The organism is Pseudomonas sp. SMV7, assembly GCF_052041995.1.
GTDB lineage: Bacteria > Pseudomonadota > Gammaproteobacteria > Pseudomonadales > Pseudomonadaceae > Aquipseudomonas.
Map to the genome: position 1 here is coordinate 53782 of NZ_JBKGGT010000008.1, position 25654 is coordinate 79435.

Here is a 25654-nt window from a genome sequence, read left to right on the forward strand (position 1 = left end):
CTTATTGATATTAATGAGCCATCATTTGGTTCGGGTTTGTACCACTAGCTCTAACCTGGGTGTTTCATGACAGGCGTTGACCGGTTCTGCCTTTTTCCAAGCCCCGCCGCCGACAACTTCATCAACCGCTGGAATGTCGGGCAGGCCAGGTGATCCTCTTCCGGGCACTGCGCCGCATGCCGCAGGCCCTTGCTCATCGCCTGCAGGCGCCTGATCCGTGCATCCAGTTCGTCAGCCTTGGCGATCAGCAGCTGCCGGTCGACTTGCAGGTCCACCAGCATCGCTCCCACTTCATCCAGGGAAAACCCCGCCGCTTGCCCCAGTGCTATCAGTGCCAAGCGGTCTGCCACATCCGCAGCAAACTGCCGTCGTTGACCGCGCCCGGCGAGTGACTTGAGCAAGCCTTTCTTTTCGTAGTAACGCAGCGTCGAGGCGGGTACGCCTGTACGTCTGGCGACATCGGCAATGTCCATTTCGGGCCCTTGACTTGAAGTTGACTTCAACTTCTATGCTGCGCGGCGTAGTGACGACCGTCAATCTTCGAGGGCTTTTTCAATGACGTTTACTGCCATGCTTTCTGCTGCCTTGCCGATTGGCGTGGGTGCCACGCTGGTCATGGATGGGTGGGGCTTGTTGCTGCGGCGCCTGGGGGTTGCCACGCCGAACTTCGCCATGGTCGGGCGCTGGGCGGGGCATCTGTTGCAGGGAAGGGTGCGGCATCAGGCAATTGCCCGGGCGGAGCCGGTGCGCCACGAACGGCTGTGGGGGTGGCTGATCCATTACGCCATCGGCGTGCTGTTCGCCCTGCTGCTGGTGTTGATCGTCGGCGAAGGCTGGTTGTTGGCGCCGACCCTGTGGCCGGCGCTGATGGTGGGTGTGGGGACTGTGGTGGCGCCGCTGTGTCTTATGCAACCGGCGATGGGGGCGGGCTTCTTCGCTTCGAAGACACCGGCACCGGCGCGTAACTGCCTGAGGAGCCTGGTGACGCACGCAGTGTTCGGGGTAGGGCTGTTCCTCAGTGCAGCCCTGGTGGCGCTGGTGTAAGGGGATTTTGCGGGGCGGGACTGCTCATGGTTGGGCTACCGGCATGGCGTGCTGATGACCCAGGCCTTCATAGCGCTGCACAATCCGTTCGATTTCCCCTGACTGCTTCATCCGCGCCAGCGCCCGCAGCAGCCCCTGGGTCGGTATCGCCGGGTCATTGCGTACCATGCAGCCCAGCTCCTGCTCGTCCAGCACCGTCAGTGCCTGCAGGCGCTGCCCGTTTGGCTGGCTCCGGTTGAACCACTGCAAGGACAGCTGGTTGCTGACCGCGTAGCGATAGCGGCCGGCCTGCAACTTCTGCAGTACCAGCAACTGGTTGCGGCTGTCTTCGCGCTGCAATCGGCCTTGCTCAAGCAGAGGCTGCAGGCTTGGGTAGGTGTAGCCCAGCACCGTGCCGAGGGTCTGGGCCGGCAGTTGCCCGAGGGACATTTGCGGGCTGACACCCGGGCGGCCCACCAGCAGGTCGCGCTGGTGCATCAACGGGATGCTCCAGACAAAATTCTTCGGCGGGTTAGCGAACCAGCGGGTGCTGACATAGCAACGCACATCGATATCACCCTGCTCCATTGCCTCCTGCAGGCGCAGGCGGGCCATGACGTGGTACACCGGGCGCGCGCCAACCTCTCTGGCCAGCGCCTGGGTGAGGTCGTACAGCAAGCCTTCGACTGGCTGCTCGGCTTCGATGCGCACCAGCGGCATGCTCCAGCTTTCCGCCACGGAAAAGCGCAGCACCGCCTGTTCGGCGAGACTCTGCGAGCTCCAGATCAACAACAAGGTCAGCAGTCTGCGCAAAGGCGTATCCTCCCTGGACAGCACACACAGTTTCTAGCTTAGACGAGCTGCGCGGGGTGCATTTTTGCCCCCGCTCCGCTAGCATTAGCGATCTTCCGCTCGATCAGGCTACGATGGTTTTTCGATGAGTTATCAGGTCCTTGCACGTAAATGGCGTCCGCGCTCGTTCCGCGAAATGGTCGGCCAGGCCCATGTGCTCAAGGCATTGATCAACGCCCTCGACAACCAGCGCCTGCACCATGCCTACCTGTTCACCGGTACCCGGGGCGTGGGCAAGACCACCATCGCCCGGATCATTGCCAAGTGCCTGAACTGCGAAACCGGCATCACCTCGACGCCGTGCGGCACCTGTTCGGTGTGCCGGGAGATCGACGAAGGCCGTTTCGTCGACCTGATCGAGATCGACGCCGCCAGCCGCACCAAGGTCGAGGACACCCGCGAACTGCTGGATAACGTGCAGTACGCCCCAAGCCGTGGGCGCTTCAAGGTCTACCTGATCGACGAAGTGCACATGCTGTCGACGCACTCGTTCAACGCCTTGCTCAAGACGCTGGAAGAGCCGCCGCCCTACGTCAAGTTCATCCTCGCCACCACCGACCCGCAGAAGCTGCCGGCCACCATCCTGTCGCGCTGCCTGCAGTTCTCGCTGAAGAACATGAGCCCGGAGCGGGTGGTCGAACACCTCAGCCACGTACTGACTGCGGAAAACGTGCCGTTCGAGACGGATGCCCTGTGGTTGCTGGGCCGCGCTGCCGATGGTTCGATGCGCGATGCGATGAGCCTGACCGACCAGGCCATCGCCTTTGGCGAAGGCAAGGTGCTGGCCGCCGATGTGCGGGCCATGCTTGGCAGCCTTGACCATGGCCAGGTCTATGGTGTGCTGCAAGCGCTGCTCGAGGGCGATGCACGGGCCTTGCTCGAGGCCGTGCGCAACCTGGCCGAGCAGGGCCCGGACTGGGCTGGCGTGCTGGCCGAGATGCTCAATGTGCTGCATCGCGTGGCCATTGCCCAGGCATTGCCGGAAGCCGTGGACAACGGCCAGGGCGATCGCGAGCGGGTACTCGCGCTGGCCGCGGCATTGCCGGCCGAGGACGTGCAGTTCTATTACCAGATGGGCCTGATCGGTCGCCGTGACCTGCCCCTGGCGCCGGACCCGCGCGGTGGTTTTGAAATGGTCCTGCTGCGCATGCTGGCCTTCCGCCCGGCCGACACCGACGACGCGCCGAAGCCGCTGCTAAAGCCAGTGGGGATCAGCCAGGCCACAGCTGATCCAGCAACCCCGGTGGCAGCGCCGGCGGTTGCCGCGCTAGCGCCAGCCGCTGCCGTGCAACCTGCCGCTGCGGCTGCAGCGCCGCAGGCACCCGCGCCGGTGGCGCCAGCACCACAGCTGGTTGATGCACCTGTGCCGCCGGCTGAGCCTGCCCCCGTTATCGAACCCGAGCCGCAAGCCGAGCCCGAGCCGGAGCCAGTTGCCGTGGCAGAGGTGGTTGACCTGCCATGGGAAGAGTCGGAACCGGCAGCGCCTGAGCCCGCGCCTGTACCGGCGCCTGCGCCCGCGCCGATGCAAGCGGCCCCGGCCCATGACGACGAGCCGCCATTCGACCCGTCGGCCTATGCTGCCGTAGGCATGGATCGCGACGATGAGCCGCCAGTGGACGAAGACTATTATGGCGGCGAAAGCGACCCGGTCGGCTTCAGCTACCTGGACGAACTGGCCGAACACGTCCAGGAAGAGGCGCCCAAACCAGTCGCCGAGCCGCTGCCAGCGGCCAAGCCGGCTACCGGCCTGGCCCTGCAATGGCTGGAAATGTTCCCCCAGTTGCCTGTGTCGGGGATGACAGGCAACATCGCAGCGAACTGTACCTTGATCGCCGTCGAGGGTGACGACTGGCTGCTGCACCTGGACCCTGGCCAAGGGGCGCTGTTCAATGCCACCCAGCAGCGACGCCTGAACGAAGCGCTCAACCAGCACCTGGGGCGTACGCTGAACCTGCGTATCGAGCTGATTCAACCCGAGCAGGAAACCCCGGCCCAGGCGGCAGCGCGCAAGCGCAGAGAGCGTCAGCACGACGCGGTGGTGTCGATCGAGCAGGATCCGTTGATCCAGCAGATGATCAAGCTGTTCGGTGCCAAGGTGCGGCAGGATACTATTGAACCTGTAGAGGCCCTGGCCAATCAGGGCCAGTAACGGATAACCATGCGGCTGGCCAGGTGCCGGGCCGCATCACATGACCCAATCGAGGTATACCCCATGATGAAAGGTGGCATGGCCGGCCTGATGAAGCAGGCCCAGCAGATGCAGGAAAAGATGCAGAAGATGCAGGAAGAGCTGGCCAACGCCGAAGTTACCGGCCAGTCCGGTGGCGGCCTGGTGAGCGTGGTGATGACCGGTCGTCACGACGTGAAGCGTGTCAGCATCGACCAGAGCCTGATGTCGACCGACGCCGACGACAAGGAAGTGCTGGAAGACCTGATCGCCGCTGCACTGAACGACGCCGTGCGCAAGGTCGAGCAGAACAGCCAGGAAAAGATGGGCAGCATGACTGCCGGCATGCAGTTGCCGCCGGGCTTCAAGATGCCGTTCTAAGGGCCTTGCGTTACCAGGAACCGCCGCTGACAACAGCGGCGGTTTTTTTCGGGTGAGATTTCCCCCCGGACGCGGTCTGCTGATTTGACGGCATTGCCAGCGCTGGGTATAAACCGCCTCTTATTGAATTGTCAGGCCTTTCCCATGAGCTTCAGCCCTCTCATCCGCCAACTGATCGATGCCCTGCGTATTCTCCCGGGTGTCGGCCAGAAAACCGCCCAGCGCATGGCCCTGCAGCTGCTCGAGCGTGACCGCAGCGGCGGCCTGCGCCTGGCACAGGCCCTGACCCAGGCCATGGAAGGGGTAGGGCATTGCCGCCAGTGCCGTACCCTGACCGAGCAGGAGCTGTGCCCGCAATGCGCCGACACGCGCCGTGACGATACCCAGTTGTGCGTGGTCGAGGGCCCGACCGATGTGTATGCGGTGGAGCAGACCGGCTACCGTGGCCGCTATTTCGTGCTCAAGGGCCACCTGTCGCCGCTGGACGGCCTGGGGCCGGAGGCGATTGGCATTCCGCAACTGATGGCGCGGATCGAGGAGCAGGGCACCTTCACCGAGGTGATCCTGGCCACCAACCCGACGGTGGAAGGTGAGGCGACGGCGCATTACATCGCCCAGCTGCTGAGCGAGAAGGGCCTGGTGGCGTCGCGCATTGCCCATGGTGTGCCGCTGGGAGGAGAGCTGGAACTGGTCGACGGCGGGACCCTGGCCCATGCCTTCGCCGGGCGGCGGCCGATTTCGCTCTGATTCAGAATTGCCGGGGCCGCTTTGCGGCCCATCGCGACACAAGGCCGCTCCTACAGGAGGTTGCGTTCCCCTGTAGGGCGGCCTTGTGTCGCGGTGGGCTGCAAAGCAGCCCCGTGGTCTCAGTATTCGCTGAGCGAAAACTCGGTCAGGCAGAACGTCGGCACACCCGCCGCCTGTAGCCGGCGCGACCCGTCCAGCTCCGGCAGGTCGATGATTGCCGCCGCCTCGAATACTTGCGCACCGGTTCGACGCACCAGGTTGGCCGCTGCCAGCAGCGTACCGCCAGTGGCAATCAGGTCATCGAAGATCAGCACCGAATCCCCTTCGCACAGGCTGTCGGCGTGCACTTCCAGGAACGCTTCGCCGTACTCGGTCTGGTAGGCCTCGCTCAGCACATCGGCGGGCAGCTTGCCTTGCTTGCGGAACAGGATCAGCGGCTTGTTCAGTTGGTGGGCGATGATCGAGCCGATCAGGAAGCCTCGCGCATCCATGGCACCAATGTGGCTGAACTCGGCCTCGACATAGCGCTCGATGAACTGGTCGGCCACATAGCGCAGCCCGCGCGGCGACTGGAACAGCGGGGTGATGTCGCGGAAGATCACGCCCGGCTTGGGGAAGTCCACTACCGGGCGGATCAGGGCTTTGAGGTCGAAGGCGTCGCTGTGCATTGTTGCGGGTATCCTGGGAAAACGAATGCCCAAGTATACCTGCTAAACGCCGCCTCAGGCCTCCATCGCACCGCCGGCCAGCGCGCACAGCTGGATCGGGTCGAGGATATGCACTTCCTTGCCTTCGGCGCGGATCAGGCCGTTCTGCTGGAAGCGGGTGAACACCCGCGACACGGTTTCCACGGCCAGGCCAAGGTAATTGCCGATTTCGTTGCGCGACATGCTCAGGCGGAACTGGTTGGCTGAATAGCCGCGGGCGCGGAAGCGTGCCGACAGGTTGACCAGGAAGGTGGCGATGCGCTCGTCAGCGGTCTTTTTCGACAGCAGCAGCATCATTTGCTGGTCATCGCGGATTTCCCGGCTCATCACCCGCATCAGCTGGCGACGCAGCTGTGGCAGCTGCACCGACAGTTCGTCGAGGCGCTCGAAGGGGATTTCACACACCGAGGTGGTTTCCTGCGCCTGGGCCGACACCGGATAGGCCTCGGTGTCCATGCCCGACAGGCCGACCAGCTCGCTGGGCAGGTGGAAGCCGGTGATCTGCTCTTCGCCGCTGTCGCTGAGGCTGAAGGTTTTCAGGGCGCCGGAGCGTACCGCGTAGACCGAGCCGAAGTTGTCGCCCTGGCGGAACAGGAACTCGCCTTTTTTCAGCGGCCGTCCGCGCTTGACGATTTCGTCAAGTGCATCCATGTCTTCCAGGTTCAGCGACAGGGGCAGGCACAGGGGGGCCAGGCTGCAGTCCTTGCAATGGGCCTGGTTGTGTGGGCGCAGTTTGACTGGCTCGGACATATCTTTCGATCCTTGTGGGAAAGCACACATAAGACGTAAGGGTAACTCACGGCGTAGGGTGTAGGCCAGCGTACGCTGTCGTACAGCGCGCCGGCCAGGCCCTGGCGGCTATGCCGGGGCCTGCGCTGTGCCCATGGTGTGCCTGGCAAGGAAACTTGTCCATGCGGTTGAACGACTCGGTTCAGATGACCCGGGAAAAGCGCTGGCGATTGTGCAGGCCCAGGTAGGCGTCGAACACCATGCACACCGAGCGCGCCAGCAGGCGGCCGGCCGGCAGGATGCGTATGCCCTTGTCGTCCAGGCGGATCAGGCCGTCGCGCTGCAAGGTCAGCAGTTCAGGCCAGAGGTCGTTGAAGTAGCCGCGAAAATCGAGGGTGAAGGCTTGTTCGATCGGCTCGAAGTCCAGCTCGAAATGGCAGATCAGCTGCTGGATCACTGCCCGGCGCAAGCGGTCGTCGTGGTTGCAGATCAGGCCGCGCTGGGTTGCCAGCTGGGCGTTGGAAAGGCTGTCCTGGTAGGTGTTGAGGTCGCTGCTGTTCTGGCAGTACAGGTCACCGATCTGGCTGATCGCCGACACGCCCAGGCCGATCAGGTCGCAGTGCCCGTGGGTGGTATAGCCCTGGAAGTTGCGCTGCAGGGTGCCTTCTTCCTGGGCAATGGCCAGTTCGTCATCGGGCAGGGCGAAATGGTCCATGCCGATATAGCGATAGCCGGCTGCGGTCAGCTGGTCGATGGTGCTGTGCAGCATCTCCAGCTTGGCGGCCGCGCTGGGCAGGTCATTGTGGTCGATGCGCCGTTGCGGCATGAAGCGCTCGGGCAGGTGGGCGTAGTTGAATACCGACAGGCGGTCGGGTTGCAGGCGGATCACTTCTTCGACGGTGCGGGCGAAGCCTTCCGGGGTCTGCTTGGGCAGGCCGTAGATCAGGTCGAGGTTGACCGAGCGGAACTGCAGGGTACGTGCAGCCTCGATCAGGGTGCGGGTCTGTTCCAGGCTCTGCAGGCGGTTGACTGCGCGCTGCACGGCCGGGTCGAGGTCCTGCACGCCAAGGCTGACGCGGTTGAAGCCGAGTTCGCGCAGCAGGCCCATGGTCGACCAGTCAGCCTCGCGGGGGTCGATCTCGATGCCGTAGTCGCCGGAGTCGTCGTCCAGCAGGTGGAAATGCTGGCGCAGGGTGGCCATCAGCTGGCGCAGTTCCACATGGCTGAGGAAGGTCGGGGTGCCACCGCCGAAATGCAGCTGTTCGACCCGTTGTCTGGAGTCGAGGTGGCAGGCGATCAGCTGGATTTCCTGTTCCAGGCGCTGCAGATACGGCGCGGCACGGGCACGGTCCTTGGTGATGACTTTGTTACAGGCGCAGTAGTAACAAATGTTTGCACAGAACGGCACGTGCACGTACAGCGACAGCGGGCGCACGGCCCGACGGCTCTCGCGCAGGGCGTGGAGCAGGTCGAACGAGCCCACTTCGCTGTGCAGTTGCACGGCGGTCGGGTAAGAGGTGTAGCGTGGTCCGGCCAGGTCGTAGCGGCGGATCAGGTCGGTATCCCAACGTAGGTCGTCGAGCATGTGGGCGGTCCCCGGAAAGAGCAGCAATGCACCGGAGTCTAGGGTTGTCTGTAGGAATCTGTGTTGATTTGTATCAAGGGGAATTGGCGGTGAATGCCGAGGCCGCAAAGCGGCCCCCTTCAATGCCCCATCAGCCAATGCTGGTGCGGCCCAGGCAGGGTCCAGATGCCAAACAACATCACCAGCACTCCGCCAGCTACACGCACACTGCGTCGTTTCAACAAAGTGTTTACCCGTTCTGCCGCCAGCCCGGTCGCCAGCAGCACCGGCCAGGTCCCCACCCCGAATGCCAGCATCAACGCTGCGCTGTACCCGGCATTGCCCTGGCTGGCAGCCCACAGCAGGGTGCTGTACACCAGCCCGCACGGCAGCCACCCCCATAGTGCCCCGAGCAGCAGCGCGCGCGGTAAGCTGGACACCGGTAGCAAGCGCGATGCTATGGGCTGGATATGCCGCCACAACCCCCGGCCCAGCGCCTCGATGCGGGTCAGCCCGCTCCACCAGCCAGCCAGGTACAGCCCCATGACGATCAACAACAGCGCCGCCAGCACCCGCAACGCCAGGGCCGCAGGGCTGCTGGCCACGGCCCAGCCGGCCAGGCCCAGCAGCAGGCCGGCACAGCCATAACTGAGCACCCGGCCAAGGTTGTACGCCAGCAGCAGGCGCAGGCGCCGGCCGCGTTGCTCCGGGGGGATGGCCAGGGTCAGCGCGCCCATCAGGCCGCCACACATGCCCAGGCAGTGGCCGCCACCCAGCAGGCCGAGGATCAGTGCCGAGCCGAGCAGGGGAAGCAGGTCAGGCACGGGGTGGTGGTTCCTTGGCGCGGGCGGCCTGGCTGTCGTCAGGCGTCACCGCTGCCTGGTGGCGCGGGTCCTGGTCGTCGAACAGGATGCTGTGGGCCGGGCTTTCCAGGTCGTCGTACTGGCCGCTGTCCACTGCCCAGAAGAAGATGTACACGGCCACGCCGACCAGCAGCAGTGCCGCGGGGATCATGACATAGAGGGCGGGCATGATGGCTTTCTCCCAGGCAAGGACGCTTCATTGGTAGGCAGGCCCGGTGCCAGCGGCGCGCGGGTCAGGCGCATGGCATTCAGCACCACCACCAGCGAACTGATCGACATGCCGATGGCCGCCCATACCGGGGTGATCCAGCCGAGCGCGGCGAACGGCAACACCAGGCCATTATACAGCGTCGCCCACAACAGGTTCTGGAGGATGTTGCGGCGGGTGCGGCGGGCCAGCTCGAACGCCTGTACCAGCGCCGCCAGGCGGTTGGACAGCAGCACGGCATCGGCGCTGGTCTTGGCCAGGTCGGTGGCGCTGCCCATGGCAATGCTGATGTCGGCAGCGGCCAGCACCGGTACGTCGTTGACCCCGTCGCCCAGCATCAGCACCTTGCGCCCGGCCGCCTGCAGCGCCTTCAGCCGGTCCAGTTTGTCGTCCGGGCGCAGGCCGCCGATGGCCTGGTCGATGCCCAGCTGGGCGGCCACCTCGGCAACCATCGGCGAGCTGTCACCGGACAGCAGCAGCGTGCGCCAGCCGCGGGCCTTGCAAGCGGCCAGCAGGGCAGGCGCGTCGTCGCGCAGGCGGTCGTCCAGGCCGAACCAGGCCAGCGGCCCGTGGCGGTCGCCCAGCAGCAGCCACTGGCCGCGCGGTTCCGGCACCGCGGGGGGCGCAGCGCCGCTCAGGGCGCAGACGAAGGTGGCTTGGCCAATGCGCAGCAGCTGGCCTGCCACCTGGCCTTCCAGGCCCAGGCCCGGCACGCTCTGTACATCGTCGGCAGGGCTGGCGCTGCGGCCGAAGGCACGCGCGATGGGGTGTTCCGAGCGGTTTTCCAGGGCTGCGGCCAGGGCCAGGCAGCGGTCGGCCGGCAGGTTGCCGAGCGGGCGGATGCTGCGCAAGGTCAGGCGGCCTTCGGTCAATGTGCCGGTCTTGTCGAACACCACCGTGTCGATCTGGTTAAGGCCTTCCAGCACATGGCCACGGGTAACCAGCAGGCCAAGCTTGTGCAAGGTGCCGGTGGCGGCGGTCAGGGCCGTCGGCGTGGCCAGGGACAGTGCGCAAGGGCAGGTCGCTACCAGCATGGCCAGCACGATCCAGAACGCCCGCGTCGGGTCCAGGTGCCACCACCACAGGCCGATGGCCAGGGCGGCCAGCAACGAGCACAGCAGGAACCACTGCGAGGCGCGGTCGGCGATTTCGGCCAGGCGCGGTTTCTCGGTCTGGGCTCGCTCCAGCAGGCGAACGATGGCGGATAGCCGCGAATCGGCGCCCAGCGCTTCGACTTGCACATTCAGGGTGCTTTCGACATTCAGCGTGCCGCCGGTGACGCGTTCGCCGGCCCGGCGGGGTTGCGGCAGGTATTCGCCGGTGAGCAGCGATTCATCGATGCTGGAGCGGCCATCGACAATGCAGCCGTCGGCAGGAATCACCGCGCCTGGCAGCACCTGCACCCGGTCGCCGCGCTGCAGCTCGCTGAGCAGGATGCGCTCGGTGTGGCCGTGGGCATCCAGGCGCAGGCATGAGGCGGGCAGCAGGTTGACCAGTTGTGCAGTGGCCGCGGCCGTGCGTTCGCGGGCACGGCGCTCCAGGTAGCGACCGGTGAGCAGGAACAGGGCGAACATGCCCACGGTGTCGAAATACAGCTCGCCACTGCCGGTGATGGCGGTCCAGATGCCGGCGGCGAAGGCCAGGCCAATGGCCAGCGACACCGAAACGTCCATGGTCAGGTGACGGGTACGCAAGTCCCGCGCGGCGCCCTTGAACAACGGCGCGCAGCTGTAGAAGACGATGGGGATGGTGAGAAACAGCGCCACCCACCTGAGGATGGTGTGCAGCTCGGGCGACAGGTCGATGTTGAATTCCGGCCAGGTGGCCATGGTTGCCATCATTGCCTGGAACCACAGCAGCCCGGCCACGCCCAGGCGGCGCAGGGCACTGCGGTTTTCGCGCGCCAGCTGCTCGGCGGCCTGGTCGGGCTGGTAGGGGTGGGCGGCATAGCCGATCTGGCGCAGCTCGGCGAGCAGGCGCGACAGCGGCTGTTGCCTGTCGTCCCAGTTCAGCAGCAGCCGGTGGTTGGACAGGTTCAGGCGTGCCTCGGCGACGCCGGGCAGGTTGCGCAGGTGCTTCTCGATCAGCCAGCCGCAGGCAGCGCAGCTGATGCCTTCGACCAGCAGGGTGGCTTCGGCCAGCCCGTCCTGGTGGCGGACGAAGCGCTGCTGCACGTCGTTGCGATCGTACAGGGCCAGTTCGTCCTGCAGTTGCCTGGGCAAGGCCTCGGGGTTGGCGCTGGTATCGCTGCGGTGCTGGTAATAGTGCTCCAGGCCACCGGCGACGATCGATTCGGCCACTGCCTGGCAGCCGGGGCAACAGAACTGCCGGGGTTCGCCCAGCACCACGGCGCTGAAGCGGCTGCCGGCGGGTACGGGCAGGGCGCAGTGGTAGCAGGGGGTGGGTTGGGTCATAAGGCAAGCACTGCTCAGGCACATAGGAAACCCTGTGGGAGCGGGCATGCCCGCGAAAGCGTCAGGCCTGAAAACACCTTTGCCTGAGCTGTCGCATTCGCGGGCATGCCCGCTCCCACAGGGAGTTGCGGTGTCGCTACTGCTGGTGCTCGGCACCTTGCAAAGCTTCATCACCCAGTTGCAAGGTCACACCATGCTCGACCTTCTCTTCCTCGAACAAGCGCCACACCTGGCCACCTTCGCTACCCAGCAGCTCGACGAAGCGGCGCCCGTCGACCTTGTCTTCCAGCTGCCCCACATAGCGCCCGCTTTCGGCGCGGCTCAGCAGTACCTTGCGGTCCTTCTCCGGCTGGGTCGGCGAAATCAGGTTCAGTTCCAGGCCCTGCGGGTCGCTGTTGCCGCTCAGGCGCACCTCCACTTCGCCGGTCAGCTCGTCGAGGTGCACACTGGCCTTCAGGCCCAGCTTTTGCGCCAGCAGTTCACGGTCCAGCGAGCGGTTGATGCCCTTGCCGGCTTCGTAGTAGTTGTCGTTGACCAGGTTGTCCGGGTTGCGTACGGCGATGCTGACCATGCTCAGGCTCAGGCACACCGAGGTGGCCAGGATGCCGATGATGATCCAGGGCCAGAGGTGCTTGTACCAGGGGCTGGCGGCGGTGGCAGGCATTGTCGGTTATCTCTCTCAGCGGATCTGTGGGCCGATGAAGCGGCTCTTGGCTTCAACCTGGGCGTCGCTGTCATCGGCGCTCTTGAGGATGAAGGTAACTTCGTTGGTGGTCGAGGGCAGTTTCTCGGGGGCGACCGACAGTTGCACCGGCAGGCTGACGATATCACCGGCCGCCACGCGGATCTCGCGCTGGCCCTCGAGCCTGAGGTCCGGCAGGCCGGCGGCGTCCAGCACGTACACATGGTCGCGCTGGTCCTTGTTCATCACCTTCAGGCTGTACACGTTCTCGATCCGGCCTTGGGCGTTCTCGCGGTACAGCACGCGGTCCTTGCTGACATCGAAACCGACCAGCGAACGGGTAGCGAAGGCGGTGGCCAGGCCGACGATCATCACCACCAGTACCAACGCGTAGCCGATCAGGCGTGGGCGCAGCAGGTGGGTCTTCTGCCCGGACAGGTTGTGTTCGGTGGTGTAGCTGATCAGCCCGCGCGGGTAGTTCATCTTGTCCATGATGTTGTCGCAGGCATCGATGCAGGCGGCGCAGCCGATGCACTCGATCTGCAGGCCGTCACGGATGTCGATGCCGGTGGGGCAGACCTGTACGCACATGGTGCAGTCGATGCAGTCGCCCAGGCCGTGGGCCTTGTAGTCGAGGTCCTTCTTGCGCGGGCCACGGGTTTCGCCACGGCGCGGGTCGTAGGACACGATCAGCGTGTCCTTGTCGAACATCACGCTCTGGAAGCGCGCATAGGGGCACATGTACACGCACACCTGTTCACGCAGCCAGCCGGCATTGCCATAGGTGGCGAGGGTGAAGAAGCCGACCCAGAAGTAGGCCCAGCCGTCGGCCTGGCCAGTGAAGAATTCGATGACCAGTTCGCGGATCGGCGAGAAATAACCGACGAAGGTCATGCCGGTGACGAAACCGATCAGCAGCCACAGGCTGTGCTTGGCGAACTTGCGCAGGAACTTGTTGCCGCTCATGGGCGCCTTGTCCAGCTTCATGCGCTGGTTGCGGTCGCCCTCGGTGACTTTTTCGCACCACATGAAAATCCAGGTCCACACGCTTTGCGGGCAGGTGTAGCCGCACCACACGCGGCCGGCGAACACGGTGATGAAGAACAGGCCGAAGGCGGCGACGATGAGGATGCCCGAGAGCAGGATGAAGTCCTGCGGCCAGATGGTGGCACCGAAGATGTAGAACTTGCGCTCGGGCAGGTTCCACCACACGGCCTGGTGGCCGCCCCAGTTCAGCCAGACGGTACCGAAGTAGAGCAGGAACAGCACGGCACCGCCGACCATGCGCAGGCGCCGGAACAGGCCGGTGAAGGCACGGGTGTAGATCTTCTCGCGGGAGGCGTAGAGGTCGACGGAGTCCTTGCCCTTGCTGGCAGGCGGGGTGACATCATGTACCGGAATCTGCTTGCTCATCATCAAGTCCCACGGCAGTGGAGAAACGCCGCGGCCAGTGCGTGCCGGCCGCAGTCTGGCGCAATCTGCTAGCGCTCTGCGGCCCATGATACGCCGCTGATGGCAGTATGGGGTCGCACTGCGACCTTTAGTCGCGTTGGGTTCGTGACGTGAATCGTGTTATGGCGGGTGTCAATTGATCCAGGTCATTTTCCTGCGAGAAATGCTGTGCCTTTGCCTGCCTCTTCGCGGGCTTGCCCGCTCCCACAGGTTCCTCACCAGTCTTGAGGTGGGTGTAGTCCCTGTGGGAGCGGGCGCGCCCGCGAAGAGGCCGGGCCTGCTTACTCGGCCTTGGCCGGCTCCGCCTGCTGCGACAGGCTGTACACATACGCAGCCAGCAAGTGCACCTTGTCATTGCCCTGCAGCTGCTGCTGGGCCGGCATCTGCCCCTGGCGGCCATAGCGAATGGTCTGCTGCAACTGAGCGAAGCTCGAGCCGTAGATGAACGCCTGCGGGTGAGTCAGGTTCGGCGCGCCCATGGCAGGGGTGCCTTTGCCTTCCGGCCCGTGGCAGGCCACACAGTTGGCGGCGAAGATCTTCTGCCCGTTCTCGACATCGGCCTTCGCGCCTTCCGGCAGGCTGCGGCCATCCAGCTTGCTGACCACGAACGCCGCCACGTCAGCCACGCCCTGGTCGCCGATCACCTCGGCCCAGGCCGGCATCACGCCGTGGCGGCCGCCCATGATGGTGGTCTTGATGGTGTCCGGCTCGCCGCCCCAGCGCCAGTCGTTGTCGGTCAGGTTGGGGAAGCCGAAGGCACCCTTGGCGTCGGAGCCGTGGCATACCGAGCAGTTGGAGGCGAACAGCCGCGCGCCCATTTTCAGCGCTTGCGGGTCCTTGGCCACTTCCTCGATGGGCATGGCGGCGAACTTGGCGAAGATCGGCCCGAAGCGGGCGTCGGCCTTGGCCATTTCCTTTTCCCATTCGTGCACCCCCGTCCAGCCTGGCTGGCCGTTGGAAAACTCGGTCTGCTTGTCGTTGTCCAGGTACGAGTAGCCCGGCAGCACGCCTTTCCAGTTACCCAGGCCGGGGTACAGCACCAGGTAGCCGAGGGCGAAGACGATGGTGCCGACGAACAGCCAGAACCACCATTTCGGCAGCGGGTTGTCGTATTCCTCGATGCCATCGAACGCATGCCCGACGGTTTCATCGGTAACCTCTTCGCGCTGGCCCTTGCGGGTCGACAGCAGCAGCCAGGTCAACGAGAAGATGGTGCCCAGGGTCAGGACGGTAACGTACAGACTCCAGAAGGTTGTCATTGTTGTTTGCTCCCAGAAGCTTTTGCTTGCTCGACGTGCCGGCTGGCCTCGGGGTCATCCGCGAAGGGCAGTTGGGTCGCTTCGTCGAAGTCCTTTTTCCGCCGCGGGCTGAACACCCACAGCGCCAGGCCCACGAACGCCACCATCACCACGACGGTGCCCAGGCCGCGAATCATCCCGATATCCATCAGCGTCACCGTTTGCTCTTGATGATGGTGCCAAGACCCTGCAGGTACGCGACGAGGGCGTCCATTTCGGTCTTGCCCTTGACCGCGTCGCGGGCCCCGGCGATGTCGGCGTCGCTGTACGGCACGCCGAGGGTGCGCAGCACTTCCATCTTCTTCGCGGTGTCCTTGCCGTCGAGCTTGTGCTCGACCAGCCACGGGTAGGACGGCATCTTCGATTCCGGTACCACGTTGCGCGGGTTGTACAGGTGCGCGCGGTGCCAGTCATCCGAGTAGCGGCCACCGACCCGGGCCAGGTCCGGCCCGGTACGCTTGGAACCCCACAGGAACGGGTGGTCCCAGACGCTTTCACCGGCCACCGAGTAGTGGCCGTAGCGCTCGGTTTCGGCGCGGAACGGGCGGATCATCTGCGAGTGGCAGCCCACGCAGCCTTCGCGGATGTAGATGTCGCGGCCTTCAAGCTCCAGCGCGGTGCGCGGCTTCATGCCTTCGACGGGTTTGTTGGTGACGTCCTGGAAAAACAGCGGGACGATCTGGGTCAGGCCACCGACGCTCACGGCGATGACCATGAAGAAGGCCAGCAGGCCTATGTTCTTCTCGACGGCTTCATGCTTCATCAGTGCGCTCCCACGACGACGATCTTGGCGGCTTCCTCTGCCTGTGCCGGGTTGGCGGCACGGACGGTACGCAGCACGTTGTAGGCCATCAGCAGCATGCCGCTGGCGAAGAACGCACCGCCCAGGGCGCGGACGATATAGCCAGGGTGGCTGGCCTGCAGGGCTTCGACGAAGGAGTAGGTGAGGGTGCCGTCATCGTTGATGGCGCGCCACATCAGGCCCTGGGTAATGCCGTTGACCCACATCGAGGCGATGTACAGCACGGTACCGATGGTTGCCAGCCAGAAGTGCGCGTTGATCAGGCCGACGCTGTGCATCTGCTCGCGGCCATACAGGCGCGGGATCATGTGGTAGACGGCACCGATCGAGATCATCGCCACCCAGCCGAGGGCGCCGGCGTGCACGTGGCCGATGGTCCAGTCGGTGTAGTGCGACAGCGAGTTCACGGTCTTGATGGCCATCATCGGGCCTTCGAAGGTGGACATGCCGTAGAACGCCAGCGACACCACCAGGAAGCGCAGGATCGGGTCGGTGCGCAGTTTGTGCCAGGCACCGGAGAGGGTCATCATGCCGTTGATCATGCCACCCCAGCTCGGCGCCAGCAGGATGATCGACATGACCATGCCCAGCGACTGCGCCCAGTCGGGCAGGGCGGTGTAGTGCAGGTGGTGCGGGCCGGCCCAGATGTACAGGGTGATCAGCGCCCAGAAGTGCACGATCGACAGGCGATACGAGTAGATCGGCCGCTCGGCCTGCTTGGGCACGAAGTAGTACATCATGCCGAGGAAGCCGGTGGTGAGGAAGAAGCCCACTGCGTTGTGGCCGTACCACCACTGGATCATCGCATCGGTGGCCCCGGAGTAGGCCGAGTACGACTTGAACAGGCTCACCGGCAGCGAGATGTGGTTGACGATGTGCAGCATCGCGGTGACCACGATGAAGGCGCCGTAGAACCAGTTGCCGACATAGATGTGCTTGGTCTTGCGCTTGACGATGGTGCCGAAGAACACCAGCCCGTAGGTGACCCAGACGATGGCCAGCAGGATTGCCAGTGGCCATTCGAGTTCGGCGTATTCCTTGGTGGTGGTGTAGCCCATCGGCAGGGTGATCAGTGCACCGACGATCACCGCCTGCCAACCCCAGAAGGTGAAGGCGGCCATGCTGTCGGAGATCAGCCGGGTCTGGCAGGTGCGTTGCACCACGTAGTAGCTGGTGCCGAACAGCGCACAGCCCCCGAAGGCGAAGATCACCAGGTTGGTATGCAGCGGGCGCAGGCGACCGAAGCTGGTCCAGGGCAGGTCCAGGTTCAGTTGCGGCCACACCAGCTGCGAGGCGATGAAGACGCCGAGGCCCATGCCAAGGATCCCCCAGACCACCGTCATGATGGCGAACTGGCGGACGACCTTGTAGTTATAAGCAGTCGGACTGATTGCTGTGCTCATTGCTAAGGTTCCACGGTTTTGATGTTCTTGTTGGTCGAAAATCGGCGCCAGTATTGATAACCACCGTGGTTACCGCAACGCAACTTTGGTACGCCGACCCGTGCCCGAGCCCGTCAACTGATGTCCCGCAGTAATCGGGCCTGATCGATTGTACACAAATAAATATTTGTAATGTGTACCGTTTTTCATATTTTTCTGATCGATCGGTCAGGCTTTTATCGGGGCGGCGACAGGCCGTGCGCCGCGTCTGCTTCGGTGCTTTCGCAGCGAAGCCCACTGAGGCAACAAGCTTAGTTCTGTTCGGAGGGGGTGCAAGGGAGGGGGAGGGGGAGGGCGGGGATGGGCCAGGGAGCGGAGATTGGTTTGATTTTGTGGGGAGGCAGATATCGAGCGCCGCCTGCGCGGCGCTCGATCTCACAGACGCCGGATTTCTCCCGGCAGACTCACTTGGCCGTCACGGCTTCGCCAGCAGCATCCTGCGACAGGCTATAGACATAGGCCGCCAACAGGTGCACCTTGTCGTTGCCCTGGATCTCGGCCTGCGCCGGCATCTGACCCTGGCGACCATAACGAATGGTCTGCTGCAACTGGGCAAAGCTCGACCCGTAGATGAATGCTTGCGGGTGGGTCAGGTCTGGCGCACCCATGGCCGGTGTGCCCTTGCCTTCAGGGCCGTGGCAAGCCACGCAGTTGGCGGCGAAGATGGCCTTGCCCTTGGCCGCATCGGCCTTGGTCCCTTCCGGCAGGCTGCGCTGACCGAGATCGCCCAGCACGAACGCAGCCACATCCGCCACGCCCTGTTCGCCGATCACCTCGGCCCAGGCCGGCATCACGCCGTGGCGGCCGTTCATGATCGAAGCCTTGATGGTTTCCGCGTCGCCACCCCAGCGCCAGTACTGGTCGGTGAGGTTGGGGAAACCATAGGCGCCCTTGGCATCCGAGCCATGGCACACCGAGCAGTTGGAAGCGAACAGGCGGCTGCCCATTTTCAGCGCTTGAGGGTCCTTGGCGACTTCCTCTACCGGCATGGCTGCGTACTTGGCGAAGATCGGGCCGAACCTGGCGTCGGCCTTTTCCATCTCCTTCTGCCACTCGTTGGCACCCGTCCAGCCATTTTCGTAGCCGGGCAGGACGCCTTTCCAGTTGCCCAGGCCTGGGTACAGCACCAGATAGCCGGCGCCGAATACCAGGGTGCCGACGAACAGCCAGAACCACCACTTGGGCAGCGGGTTGTCGTACTCCTCGATGCCGTCGAAGCTGTGGCCCATGGTCTGGTCGGTGGTGCTGTTGCTCTGCCCCTTGCGGGTGCCGAGCAGCAGCCAGGCCAGGCCGATCAGGCTGCCGATGGTCAGTACGCTGATGTAGGTACTCCAGAAGGTGGTCATTGCCCATTGCTCCTTACAGCAGGTTCCTGCCCGGCAGCGGGCAGGCGGTCGTCGACGAAGGGCAGTAGCCGCGCTTCGGCGAAATCACGGTCGCGGCGGCGGTTGAATACCCACAGGGTGAGGCCGATGAAGGCGATCATCACCACCAGGGTGCCCAGGCCGCGGATCATGCCGATGTCCAGTTCCATCGCGCTCACCTCTTGTTCTTGATCGCGGTGCCGAGCACCTGCAGGTAGGCGACCAGGGCGTCCATCTCGGTCTTGCCCTTGACCGCGTCGCGGGCCGCGGCGATGTCCTCGTCGCTATACGGCACGCCGAGGGTGCGCAGGGTGCGCATCTTGGTGTCGGTGTGGCTGTTGTCGACCGGCTGCGCCACCAGCCACGGATACGCCGGCATCTTCGACTCCGGCACCACGTTGCGCGGGTTGTACAGGTGGGCGCGGTGCCAGTCGTCCGAGTAGCGGCCGCCGACCCGGGCCAGGTCCGGCCCGGTACGCTTGGAGCCCCACAGGAACGGGTGGTCCCAGACGCTTTCACCGGCCACCGAGTAGTGGCCGTAGCGCTCGGTTTCGGCGCGGAACGGGCGGATCATCTGCGAGTGGCAGCCCACGCAGCCTTCGCGGATGTAGATGTCGCGGCCTTCCAGTTGCAGCGCGGTGTAGGGTTTCATGCCTTCCACCGGTTTGTTGGTGACGTCCTGGAAGAACAGCGGGACGATCTGGGTCAGGCCGCCGATACTGACGGCGAACACCATCAGCAGGGCCAGCAGGCCGACGTTTTTCTCGATGACTTCATGTTTCATCAGGCAGGTCTCCTCAAGCCAGCTGGGCGTTCGCAGGGGCGACATCGAGCGCCGGCGAACGCACGGTGCGCCAGGTGTTCCAGGCCATCAGGAACATGCCGCTGAGGAAGATCGCACCGCCGACGAAGCGCACGATGAAGCCTGGGTGGCTGGCCACCAGGGTTTCCACGAACGAGTAGGTGAGCGTGCCGTCGCTGTTGACCGCGCGCCACATCAGGCCCTGGGCGATACCGTTGACCCACATCGAGGCGATGTACAGCACGGTGCCGATGGTGGCCAGCCAGAAGTGCGCGTTGATCAGGCCGATGCTGTGCATGCGCTCCTTGCCGAACACTTTCGGGATGGTGTGGTACAGGGCACCGATCGAGATCATCGCCACCCAGCCGAGGGCGCCGGCGTGTACATGGCCGATGGTCCAGTCGGTGTAGTGGGACAGGGCGTTGACCGTCTTGATGGCCATCATCGGGCCTTCGAAGGTGGACATGCCGTAGAACGCCAGCGACACCACCAGGAAGCGCAGGATCGGGTCGCTGCGCAGTTTGTGCCAGGCGCCGGAGAGGGTCATCATGCCGTTGATCATGCCGCCCCAGCTCGGTGCCAGCAGGATCAGCGACATCACCATGCCCAGCGACTGCGCCCAGTCGGGCAGGGCGGTGTAGTGCAGGTGGTGCGGGCCGGCCCAGATGTACAGGGTGATCAGCGCCCAGAAGTGCACGATCGACAGGCGATAGGAGTACACCGGGCGTTCGGCCTGCTTGGGCACGTAGTAGTACATCATGCCGAGGAAGCCGGCAGTGAGGAAGAAGCCCACCGCGTTGTGGCCATACCACCATTGCACCATGGCGTCGGTGGCACCGGCGTAGACCGAGTAGGATTTGGTCAGGCTGACCGGCAGCTCGAGGTTGTTGACCACGTGCAGCATCGCCACGGTCAGGATGAAGCCGCCGAAGAACCAGTTACCGACGTAGATGTGCTTGGTGGTGCGCTTCATCAGCGTGCCGAAGAACACGATGGCGTAGCTCACCCAGACGATGGTGATCAGGATGTCGATCGGCCATTCCAGTTCGGCGTATTCCTTGGAAGTGGTGTAGCCCAGCGGCAGGCTGATGGCCGCCAGCAGAATCACCAGTTGCCAGCCCCAGAAGGTGAACGCGGCCAGGCCCGGTGCGAACAGGGTGGTCTGGCAGGTGCGTTGCACCGAATAATAGGAGGTGGCGAACAGCGCGCAGCCGCCGAAAGCGAAGATCACCGCATTGGTATGCAGGGGGCGCAGGCGGCCGAAGCTGGTCCAGGGCAGGTCGAAGTTGAGGGAAGGCCAGGCGAGCTGGGCGGCGATGAAGACGCCGAGCCCCATCCCGACGATTCCCCACACCACCGTCATGATGGCGAATTGGCGGACCACCTTGTAGTTATAGGCGGTACTGCTGGTTGTGTTCATGTATGGGTTCCCATCCACGGTTATTTGGCAGGCTTTACAGCGAGGCAAGCATGATTAATGGGCAAAGTGCCGGTATTGACGGGGATCAATGGGCGAAGGTCGCAAATGTCCCAGGCTTGCGCTGCGATCCGCCGCAGCTACAGGGCCGTGGCGGTTACAAGGGCTGCCTGATCCTGGCCCATGGCGCGGGGGCGCCAATGGACAGCGGGTTCATGAATGAAATGGCGCAAAGGCTGGCGGCGCTTGGGGTCGCGGTGGTGCGCTTCGAGTTCCCGTACATGGCCGAGCGCAGGCTAGGGGGTGGCAAGCGGCCGCCGAACCCGCAGAAGGTGTTGCTCGAATGCTGGCGCGAGGTGTACCGGCAGGTGCGACCTTTGGTCACGGGCAAGCTGGCGGTGGGTGGCAAGTCCATGGGCGGGCGCATGGCCAGCCTGGTGGCCGATGAACTGGAAGCGGATGCACTGGTGTGCCTGGGGTATCCGTTCTACGCGGTGGGCAAAGCGGAAAAGCCACGGGTCGAGCATTTGGCCGATTTGCAGACGCCGACGTTGATCATGCAGGGCGAGCGGGATGCGCTGGGTAACCGTGAGGCGGTGGCAGGGTATGCGTTGTCGCCGGCGATCGAGGTGAGCTGGTTGGTGGCGGGGGACCATGACCTGAAGCCGCTGAAGGCCTCGGGGTTCAGCCATGAGCAGCATTTGCAGGCGGCGGCTGAGAAGGTTGCAGCATTCCTGAAGGATTAGTGCTGGATTCTTCGCGGGCTTGCCCGCTCCCACAGGTACTGCACAGGCCCGCAAGCTTGTAGCGAACCTGTGGGAGCGGGCAAGCCCGCGAAGAGGCCGGGTCAGGCTACCGCTTAGTCGCGGTACTCGCAAAGGTAGGCGGTATCCACCTTCACCTGCAGCTGGAACTTGCTGTCGGCCGGCACGTTGAATTTGTCGCCGGCCTTGAAGGTTTCCCAGTTGTCGCTGCCTGGCAGCTTCACGATCAGGGCACCCGACACCACGTGCATGATCTCGCGCTTGGCAGTACCGAACTCGTATTCGCCCGGGGCCATCACACCGACAGTGGCCGGGCCTTCTTCGCCGGCAAAAGCGATCGACTTGACGGTGCCGTTGAAGTACTCGTTGACCTTGAACATGGGCGACTCCTGAAAAGGGGATGGAAAAGGGCTGGCCAGTATGCCCAAGCCCTCAGGCCCCGTCATCTGCTTTCAGGTGCCGTTGGCAGGCAGGGTCAAGGGCAGCAGCCGTGCAGTATTGCGTGCATCTTCCAGAGCCCGGTGTTGCTGCCCGCAAAAGTGCATGCCGGCCAGTTGCAGGGCACCGTTCAGGCCGGTTGGGCGCTGCAGGTGGCGGGCCTTGGCGAAGCGCTGCTTGAGGTTGATGTGCGGCAGGGTCCGCAGCAGGCTGTCCAGCCCGTGCAACTGCCATTCCTGATGCAACTGCTGGCGGTCGTAGTCACCCCAGCTGACCCAGGCCTGAAGCTGCCCACGGTGGTGCCCGAGCCAACGCTCGAAGCTTGCCCACACCTCGTGGAAGGGGGCCGCACTGTCTACCTCGGCCTGGCTGATGTGGGTCAGTTCGCGGCAGAACGGGGTCAGCTGCGGCCGACGCCGGGGCTTGACGAAGCACTGGAAGTGGTCGACTTCGCGGCCTTCGCGGGTAACCAGGCTTGCGCCAATTTCAATGACTTCCATCTCTGTGACCGGCCACCCACCCTTGTCGGTGGTGGCTTCCAGGTCGATCACCAACCACTGGCCCATACCAGGCTCCCTTGCAGATCCTGCTAGAGCGTAGCCAATCTGTGGGCATCCGGCACCACTGGCAATCTGCCCCCCGGGTTTGGCACAAGGGCAGCGCAACCGGCAGTTGTGTCCGACCGGGAAAACGCCTAGCTTAAGCGCACCCAGGCATGAACCGTATGAGTGTCCGTCTTGATTCCAACGTCAGGCCGCAAGGCCTTGTCTACCCTGTTGTTGCTGGCCCTGTCCTGGCTGGTGGCGCCTGCCTGGGCGGTTGACGCCATTGAGGTCAAGGTCGGCGCGGCACACTTCCCGCCCTATACGGTGCGCCCCGAAAAGGGTGCCGACACGGGCCTGCTGCCGCAGCTGGTCGATGCGCTGAACCGTGCGCAGCAACAGTACCGTTTCATCCTGGTGCCCACTTCCATCCAGCGGCGTTTTGGGGATTTCCAGCAAGGCCGCACCGACATGGCCATTTTCGAGAACCCGGAATGGGGCTGGCAGCAGATTGCCCATCAGACGGTGGACATGGGCCTGGAAGATGCCGAGGTATTCGTCGCCCGTCAGGTCAACGGCCGTGATCCGCATTACTTCGACAACCTGAGCGGCAAGCGCCTGGCACTGTTCAATGGCTATCACTATGCGTTCGCCGGCTTCAATTCGGACCCGGAGTACCTGCGCAAGACCTACAACGCGACCCTGACCTATTCCCACGACAGCAACCTGCTCATGGTGCAAGCCGGGCGTGCAGACATCGCCCTGGTCACGCGTTCCTACTTCAGTGATTTCCTCGCGCGCAACCCGGCCAGCCGCGAGCAACTGGTGCCCTCGCAGCGCATTGATCAGCTTTACCACCACTACGCCTTGCTGCGCCCGGGTGCGCCGATCGATGAACAAGCATTCGCGGCGCTGCTGCGCGGCCTGCGCGACAGCGGCGCGCTGGCGCGCATCTTCGAGCCCTACCGCATTGCGGTGGTGCCGACACGAAACTAAATTCCTGCCAGGCGGCAACGTTTTCAGCAGTGAGCCTTTTTCTTCATTGCCGTGAGCCAAGCCCATGCCGTTCGATGTTGCTTCGCAGCCCCTGTCAGCGCCGCGCTGGCGCAGCCTCAGTGCCGAGGAGGGCGACCACTGGCTGAGCCTGTCCCTCGAAGGCCGCCCGTTGATCCAGTTGCGCCTGGAGGCGGGTGCCAGCTTGCACCTCCACCTCGAGCGCCTGTGCCCCGAGCGCCCCTGCCAGGCCTTGTGGGCCGCCTGCTACTGGTTGTTGTCCCGCGACAGCGCTTGCCAGCGTCTGGTCTGGCACTTGCCGGAGGTGCCGGCGCAGGCGTTGCTCAGTGGCCTGCTGCTGAACGCTGAGCAACCAGGCCAGTACCTGTGCGAGCGGGCGCTGTTCTGGCAGTTGCCACAGCCCTGGCTGGGCGAGTCGGGCCATTCGGCCTATCCACAGCAGATGCAGCTCAGCAACGGCAAGCGTCACCCGCGCCGCGCACCCAAGCCGCGCGGCGAAGTGTACCGGCGTTTCGATGCGCGCCTGGGTAGCTGGGTGTCGCTGCGCACGCTGGAGATCGAGACAGACCTGGAGCGCTTCAACCGCTGGCAGAACAACCCGCGGGTGGAAGCGTTCTGGCAGGAGGCTGGCACCCTGGCGCAGCACCGCGAGTACCTCGGCAAGCTCCAGGCCGACCCGCATACCCTGCCGCTGATCGGCTGCTTCGATGATGAGCCGTTTGCCTACTTCGAGGCCTACTGGGCCAAGGAGGACCGCATCGCACCGTTCTACCCGGCCGATGACTACGACCGGGGTATCCACATGCTGGTGGGCGAGCAGCACCATCGCGGGCCGCACAAGGTGGCCAGCTGGCTATCGGCGCTGGTGCATTACCTGTTTCTCGACGACCCGCGTACCCAGCGGGTGGTGGCCGAGCCGCGCGCCGACAATGGCAAGATGATCGGCTACCTGCACGATCAATGCTTCCACTGCGACAAGGAGTTCGACTTCCCGCACAAACGGGCGGCATTGATGATTCTCGGCCGGGAGCGGTTTTTCGATCGCTGTGAACTGGTCTGAGGGCCGGGGGAGGACGGTGCGGCCCGGTAGCTGCGGTTTTCCCGCGAAGCGCGCGACGCGGTCGCCTGGCCCCGGCTACGCCGGTGTTCGCGGGTGAGCCCCCTCCCACATGCCCTCGGCAGCCTTGAGGGTTCAGGCCTGGCGACCGGCCATCTTGCGGCAGTGCACCAGTGCATCGCGGATCATGAAGTTGACCAGCGTCGGCGACACTCCCAGTTCCTTGGCAATGTCCTTCTGCGGCACGCCATGCAGGCGGTACATCTCGAACGCATAGCGGGTGCGTTGCGGCAGCTGGTTCAACGCCTCGGCAATGTCATCCAGCGCGGCCAGGTTGATGTGGGTGGCCTCGGGCGAGGCATTCTGCATCACCACATTCAGGCCTTCCTCCTCGCTGCCGGAGTACTTCAGCTCCATCGCCTGCTTGCGGTAGTGGTCGATGGCCAGGTTGCGCACGATCTGGAACAGGTAGCTCAACTGCGCCTTGAACGACGAGGTGATCTGCGGGGCGGCGCTGAGCCTGAAGAAGGCATCCTGCACCACATCTTCGGCGCGCGAGCGGCAGCCGGTAATGCGTGCGGCAATCTTGACCAGGATGCTGCGGTTGTCGACGAAAGCCTGCAGTAATGGTGAATCGCACTTACTTGTGGATAGTTGTTCCGCCATGGAAATCACCTTGTCACAGAGGGGAAAGGACGCTTCCTGATGTGGGAAGTTTCCTACGACGTGCGACAACCTATTCATAGTGATAATGATTGTCAAATGAGAAATGTAATTATTACGACAGGGTTGTGGTTTCGGGAGGTATGCCTTGGGAGGTGTGGCGCCTGGAAGATCGAGCGCCACCCCTGGCAAGCCAGGCCCCGCTAATTTCTCCCCCTGCCCATACGTTCCCCTGTGTACATCCGGCCGCCGTACGCTGCTC

Annotated in this window: 28 protein-coding genes; 7 read left to right on the forward strand and 21 right to left on the reverse strand. The window is 64.2% G+C overall.

The window, feature by feature from the left end:
* Window positions 1-50 precede the first annotated feature (50 nt).
* Window positions 51-473 (reverse strand): helix-turn-helix domain-containing protein, encoded by a 423-nt coding sequence (locus ACLEJP_RS12100; protein WP_440806676.1) that lies wholly within the window; start codon window positions 471-473, stop codon window positions 51-53.
* A gap of 82 nt (window positions 474-555) precedes the next feature.
* On the opposite strand from ACLEJP_RS12100, the gene ACLEJP_RS12105 reads away from it, so the two are divergent.
* Complete coding sequence (locus ACLEJP_RS12105; RefSeq protein WP_440806678.1) at window positions 556-1044, forward strand: DUF2938 domain-containing protein; 489 nt, start codon at window positions 556-558, stop codon at window positions 1042-1044.
* 24 nt (window positions 1045-1068) lie between these two features.
* Here the strand turns inward: ACLEJP_RS12105 and ACLEJP_RS12110 are convergent, their stop codons facing one another.
* Window positions 1069-1836 carry a substrate-binding periplasmic protein gene (locus ACLEJP_RS12110; protein ID WP_440806679.1) on the reverse strand — a complete coding sequence of 256 codons (768 nt, stop codon included), beginning with the start codon at window positions 1834-1836 and terminating at the stop codon, window positions 1069-1071.
* A gap of 124 nt (window positions 1837-1960) precedes the next feature.
* On the opposite strand from ACLEJP_RS12110, the gene dnaX reads away from it, so the two are divergent.
* The 3 genes from dnaX to recR all read left to right on the forward strand — a co-directional run bounded on the left by dnaX (window position 1961) and on the right by recR (window position 5170).
* Window positions 1961-4024 carry a DNA polymerase III subunit gamma/tau gene (gene dnaX, locus ACLEJP_RS12115; RefSeq protein WP_440806680.1) on the forward strand — a complete coding sequence of 688 codons (2064 nt, stop codon included), beginning with the start codon at window positions 1961-1963 and terminating at the stop codon, window positions 4022-4024.
* A 63-nt stretch (window positions 4025-4087) separates the two neighbouring features.
* The gene (locus tag ACLEJP_RS12120) at window positions 4088-4423 is read left to right on the forward strand and encodes a YbaB/EbfC family nucleoid-associated protein (RefSeq protein ID WP_023381418.1); all 336 of its coding nucleotides are present in this window, start codon (window positions 4088-4090) and stop codon (window positions 4421-4423) included.
* 144 nt (window positions 4424-4567) lie between these two features.
* Window positions 4568-5170: a recombination mediator RecR gene (gene recR, locus ACLEJP_RS12125; protein WP_003259670.1), complete on the forward strand. Its 603-nt coding sequence runs from the start codon at window positions 4568-4570 to the stop codon at window positions 5168-5170.
* Between the two features lie 119 nt (window positions 5171-5289).
* Here the strand turns inward: recR and ACLEJP_RS12130 are convergent, their stop codons facing one another.
* The 16 genes from ACLEJP_RS12130 to ccoN (ACLEJP_RS12205) all read right to left on the reverse strand — a co-directional run bounded on the left by ACLEJP_RS12130 (window position 5290) and on the right by ccoN (ACLEJP_RS12205) (window position 20917).
* Window positions 5290-5838, reverse strand: coding sequence for an adenine phosphoribosyltransferase (locus tag ACLEJP_RS12130; RefSeq protein WP_027921268.1), 549 nt, complete (start codon window positions 5836-5838; stop codon window positions 5290-5292).
* Between the two features lie 54 nt (window positions 5839-5892).
* A complete protein-coding gene (gene fnrA, locus ACLEJP_RS12135) occupies window positions 5893-6627 on the reverse strand; it encodes a Crp/Fnr family transcriptional regulator FnrA (protein WP_015271145.1) in 735 nt (244 codons plus the stop codon).
* Window positions 6628-6808: 181 nt separating this feature from the next.
* Entirely contained in the window at window positions 6809-8191 is a 1383-nt protein-coding gene (gene hemN, locus ACLEJP_RS12140; protein ID WP_440806685.1) for an oxygen-independent coproporphyrinogen III oxidase, read from the reverse strand.
* 119 nt (window positions 8192-8310) lie between these two features.
* Entirely contained in the window at window positions 8311-8994 is a 684-nt protein-coding gene (locus ACLEJP_RS12145; RefSeq protein ID WP_440806687.1) for a sulfite exporter TauE/SafE family protein, read from the reverse strand.
* Window positions 8987-9202 carry a cbb3-type cytochrome oxidase assembly protein CcoS gene (ccoS, locus tag ACLEJP_RS12150; protein WP_440806689.1) on the reverse strand — a complete coding sequence of 72 codons (216 nt, stop codon included), beginning with the start codon at window positions 9200-9202 and terminating at the stop codon, window positions 8987-8989. Before ccoS ends, ACLEJP_RS12145 begins: the two co-directional genes overlap by 8 nt.
* A complete protein-coding gene (locus ACLEJP_RS12155) occupies window positions 9181-11655 on the reverse strand; it encodes a heavy metal translocating P-type ATPase (RefSeq protein WP_440806692.1) in 2475 nt (824 codons plus the stop codon). Before ACLEJP_RS12155 ends, ccoS begins: the two co-directional genes overlap by 22 nt.
* Window positions 11656-11791: 136 nt before the next feature.
* Window positions 11792-12319 carry a FixH family protein gene (locus ACLEJP_RS12160; protein WP_440806694.1) on the reverse strand — a complete coding sequence of 176 codons (528 nt, stop codon included), beginning with the start codon at window positions 12317-12319 and terminating at the stop codon, window positions 11792-11794.
* 15 nt (window positions 12320-12334) lie between these two features.
* Window positions 12335-13750 carry a cytochrome c oxidase accessory protein CcoG gene (gene ccoG / locus ACLEJP_RS12165; RefSeq protein WP_440806696.1) on the reverse strand — a complete coding sequence of 472 codons (1416 nt, stop codon included), beginning with the start codon at window positions 13748-13750 and terminating at the stop codon, window positions 12335-12337.
* A gap of 320 nt (window positions 13751-14070) precedes the next feature.
* Window positions 14071-15048, reverse strand: coding sequence for a cytochrome-c oxidase, cbb3-type subunit III (gene ccoP / locus ACLEJP_RS12170; RefSeq protein WP_440806698.1), 978 nt, complete (start codon window positions 15046-15048; stop codon window positions 14071-14073).
* Complete coding sequence (locus ACLEJP_RS12175) at window positions 15045-15236, reverse strand: cbb3-type cytochrome oxidase subunit 3 (protein WP_170030944.1); 192 nt, start codon at window positions 15234-15236, stop codon at window positions 15045-15047. Before ACLEJP_RS12175 ends, ccoP (ACLEJP_RS12170) begins: the two co-directional genes overlap by 4 nt.
* Before the next feature lie 5 nt (window positions 15237-15241).
* Window positions 15242-15850, reverse strand: a complete 609-nt coding sequence (gene ccoO / locus ACLEJP_RS12180) for a cytochrome-c oxidase, cbb3-type subunit II (protein ID WP_289135854.1) — start codon at window positions 15848-15850, stop codon at window positions 15242-15244.
* Window positions 15850-17292 carry a cytochrome-c oxidase, cbb3-type subunit I gene (gene ccoN / locus ACLEJP_RS12185; RefSeq protein ID WP_170030923.1) on the reverse strand — a complete coding sequence of 481 codons (1443 nt, stop codon included), beginning with the start codon at window positions 17290-17292 and terminating at the stop codon, window positions 15850-15852. Before ccoN (ACLEJP_RS12185) ends, ccoO (ACLEJP_RS12180) begins: the two co-directional genes overlap by 1 nt.
* 443 nt (window positions 17293-17735) lie before the next feature.
* Window positions 17736-18677: a cytochrome-c oxidase, cbb3-type subunit III gene (gene ccoP / locus ACLEJP_RS12190; protein ID WP_440806702.1), complete on the reverse strand. Its 942-nt coding sequence runs from the start codon at window positions 18675-18677 to the stop codon at window positions 17736-17738.
* Window positions 18674-18865: a cbb3-type cytochrome oxidase subunit 3 gene (locus ACLEJP_RS12195; protein ID WP_225778595.1), complete on the reverse strand. Its 192-nt coding sequence runs from the start codon at window positions 18863-18865 to the stop codon at window positions 18674-18676. The genes ccoP (ACLEJP_RS12190) and ACLEJP_RS12195 overlap by 4 nt, the downstream gene beginning before the upstream one ends.
* 5 nt (window positions 18866-18870) lie before the next feature.
* Window positions 18871-19479 carry a cytochrome-c oxidase, cbb3-type subunit II gene (gene ccoO / locus ACLEJP_RS12200; protein ID WP_440806705.1) on the reverse strand — a complete coding sequence of 203 codons (609 nt, stop codon included), beginning with the start codon at window positions 19477-19479 and terminating at the stop codon, window positions 18871-18873.
* A gap of 13 nt (window positions 19480-19492) precedes the next feature.
* Complete coding sequence (gene ccoN, locus ACLEJP_RS12205) at window positions 19493-20917, reverse strand: cytochrome-c oxidase, cbb3-type subunit I (protein WP_296234573.1); 1425 nt, start codon at window positions 20915-20917, stop codon at window positions 19493-19495.
* Window positions 20918-20967: 50 nt separating this feature from the next.
* On the opposite strand from ccoN (ACLEJP_RS12205), the gene ACLEJP_RS12210 reads away from it, so the two are divergent.
* A complete protein-coding gene (locus ACLEJP_RS12210) occupies window positions 20968-21660 on the forward strand; it encodes an alpha/beta family hydrolase (protein ID WP_440806708.1) in 693 nt (230 codons plus the stop codon).
* A gap of 113 nt (window positions 21661-21773) precedes the next feature.
* Here the strand turns inward: ACLEJP_RS12210 and ACLEJP_RS12215 are convergent, their stop codons facing one another.
* The gene (locus tag ACLEJP_RS12215; protein ID WP_289135860.1) at window positions 21774-22058 is read right to left on the reverse strand and encodes a pyrimidine/purine nucleoside phosphorylase; all 285 of its coding nucleotides are present in this window, start codon (window positions 22056-22058) and stop codon (window positions 21774-21776) included.
* Between the two features lie 72 nt (window positions 22059-22130).
* Entirely contained in the window at window positions 22131-22682 is a 552-nt protein-coding gene (locus ACLEJP_RS12220; protein ID WP_289135862.1) for an exonuclease domain-containing protein, read from the reverse strand.
* Between the two features lie 171 nt (window positions 22683-22853).
* Between ACLEJP_RS12220 and ACLEJP_RS12225 the strand changes: the two genes are divergently transcribed.
* Together ACLEJP_RS12225 and ACLEJP_RS12230 are read left to right on the forward strand one after the other, a co-directional pair.
* Window positions 22854-23654, forward strand: coding sequence for a substrate-binding periplasmic protein (locus ACLEJP_RS12225; RefSeq protein ID WP_440806879.1), 801 nt, complete (start codon window positions 22854-22856; stop codon window positions 23652-23654).
* A gap of 64 nt (window positions 23655-23718) precedes the next feature.
* Window positions 23719-24732: a GNAT family N-acetyltransferase gene (locus ACLEJP_RS12230; RefSeq protein ID WP_440806713.1), complete on the forward strand. Its 1014-nt coding sequence runs from the start codon at window positions 23719-23721 to the stop codon at window positions 24730-24732.
* Window positions 24733-24864: 132 nt separating this feature from the next.
* Here ACLEJP_RS12230 and ACLEJP_RS12235 read toward each other — a convergent pair whose 3' ends face one another.
* Window positions 24865-25395 carry an RNA polymerase factor sigma-70 gene (locus ACLEJP_RS12235; protein ID WP_440806714.1) on the reverse strand — a complete coding sequence of 177 codons (531 nt, stop codon included), beginning with the start codon at window positions 25393-25395 and terminating at the stop codon, window positions 24865-24867.
* Between the last annotated feature and the right edge of the window lie 259 nt (window positions 25396-25654).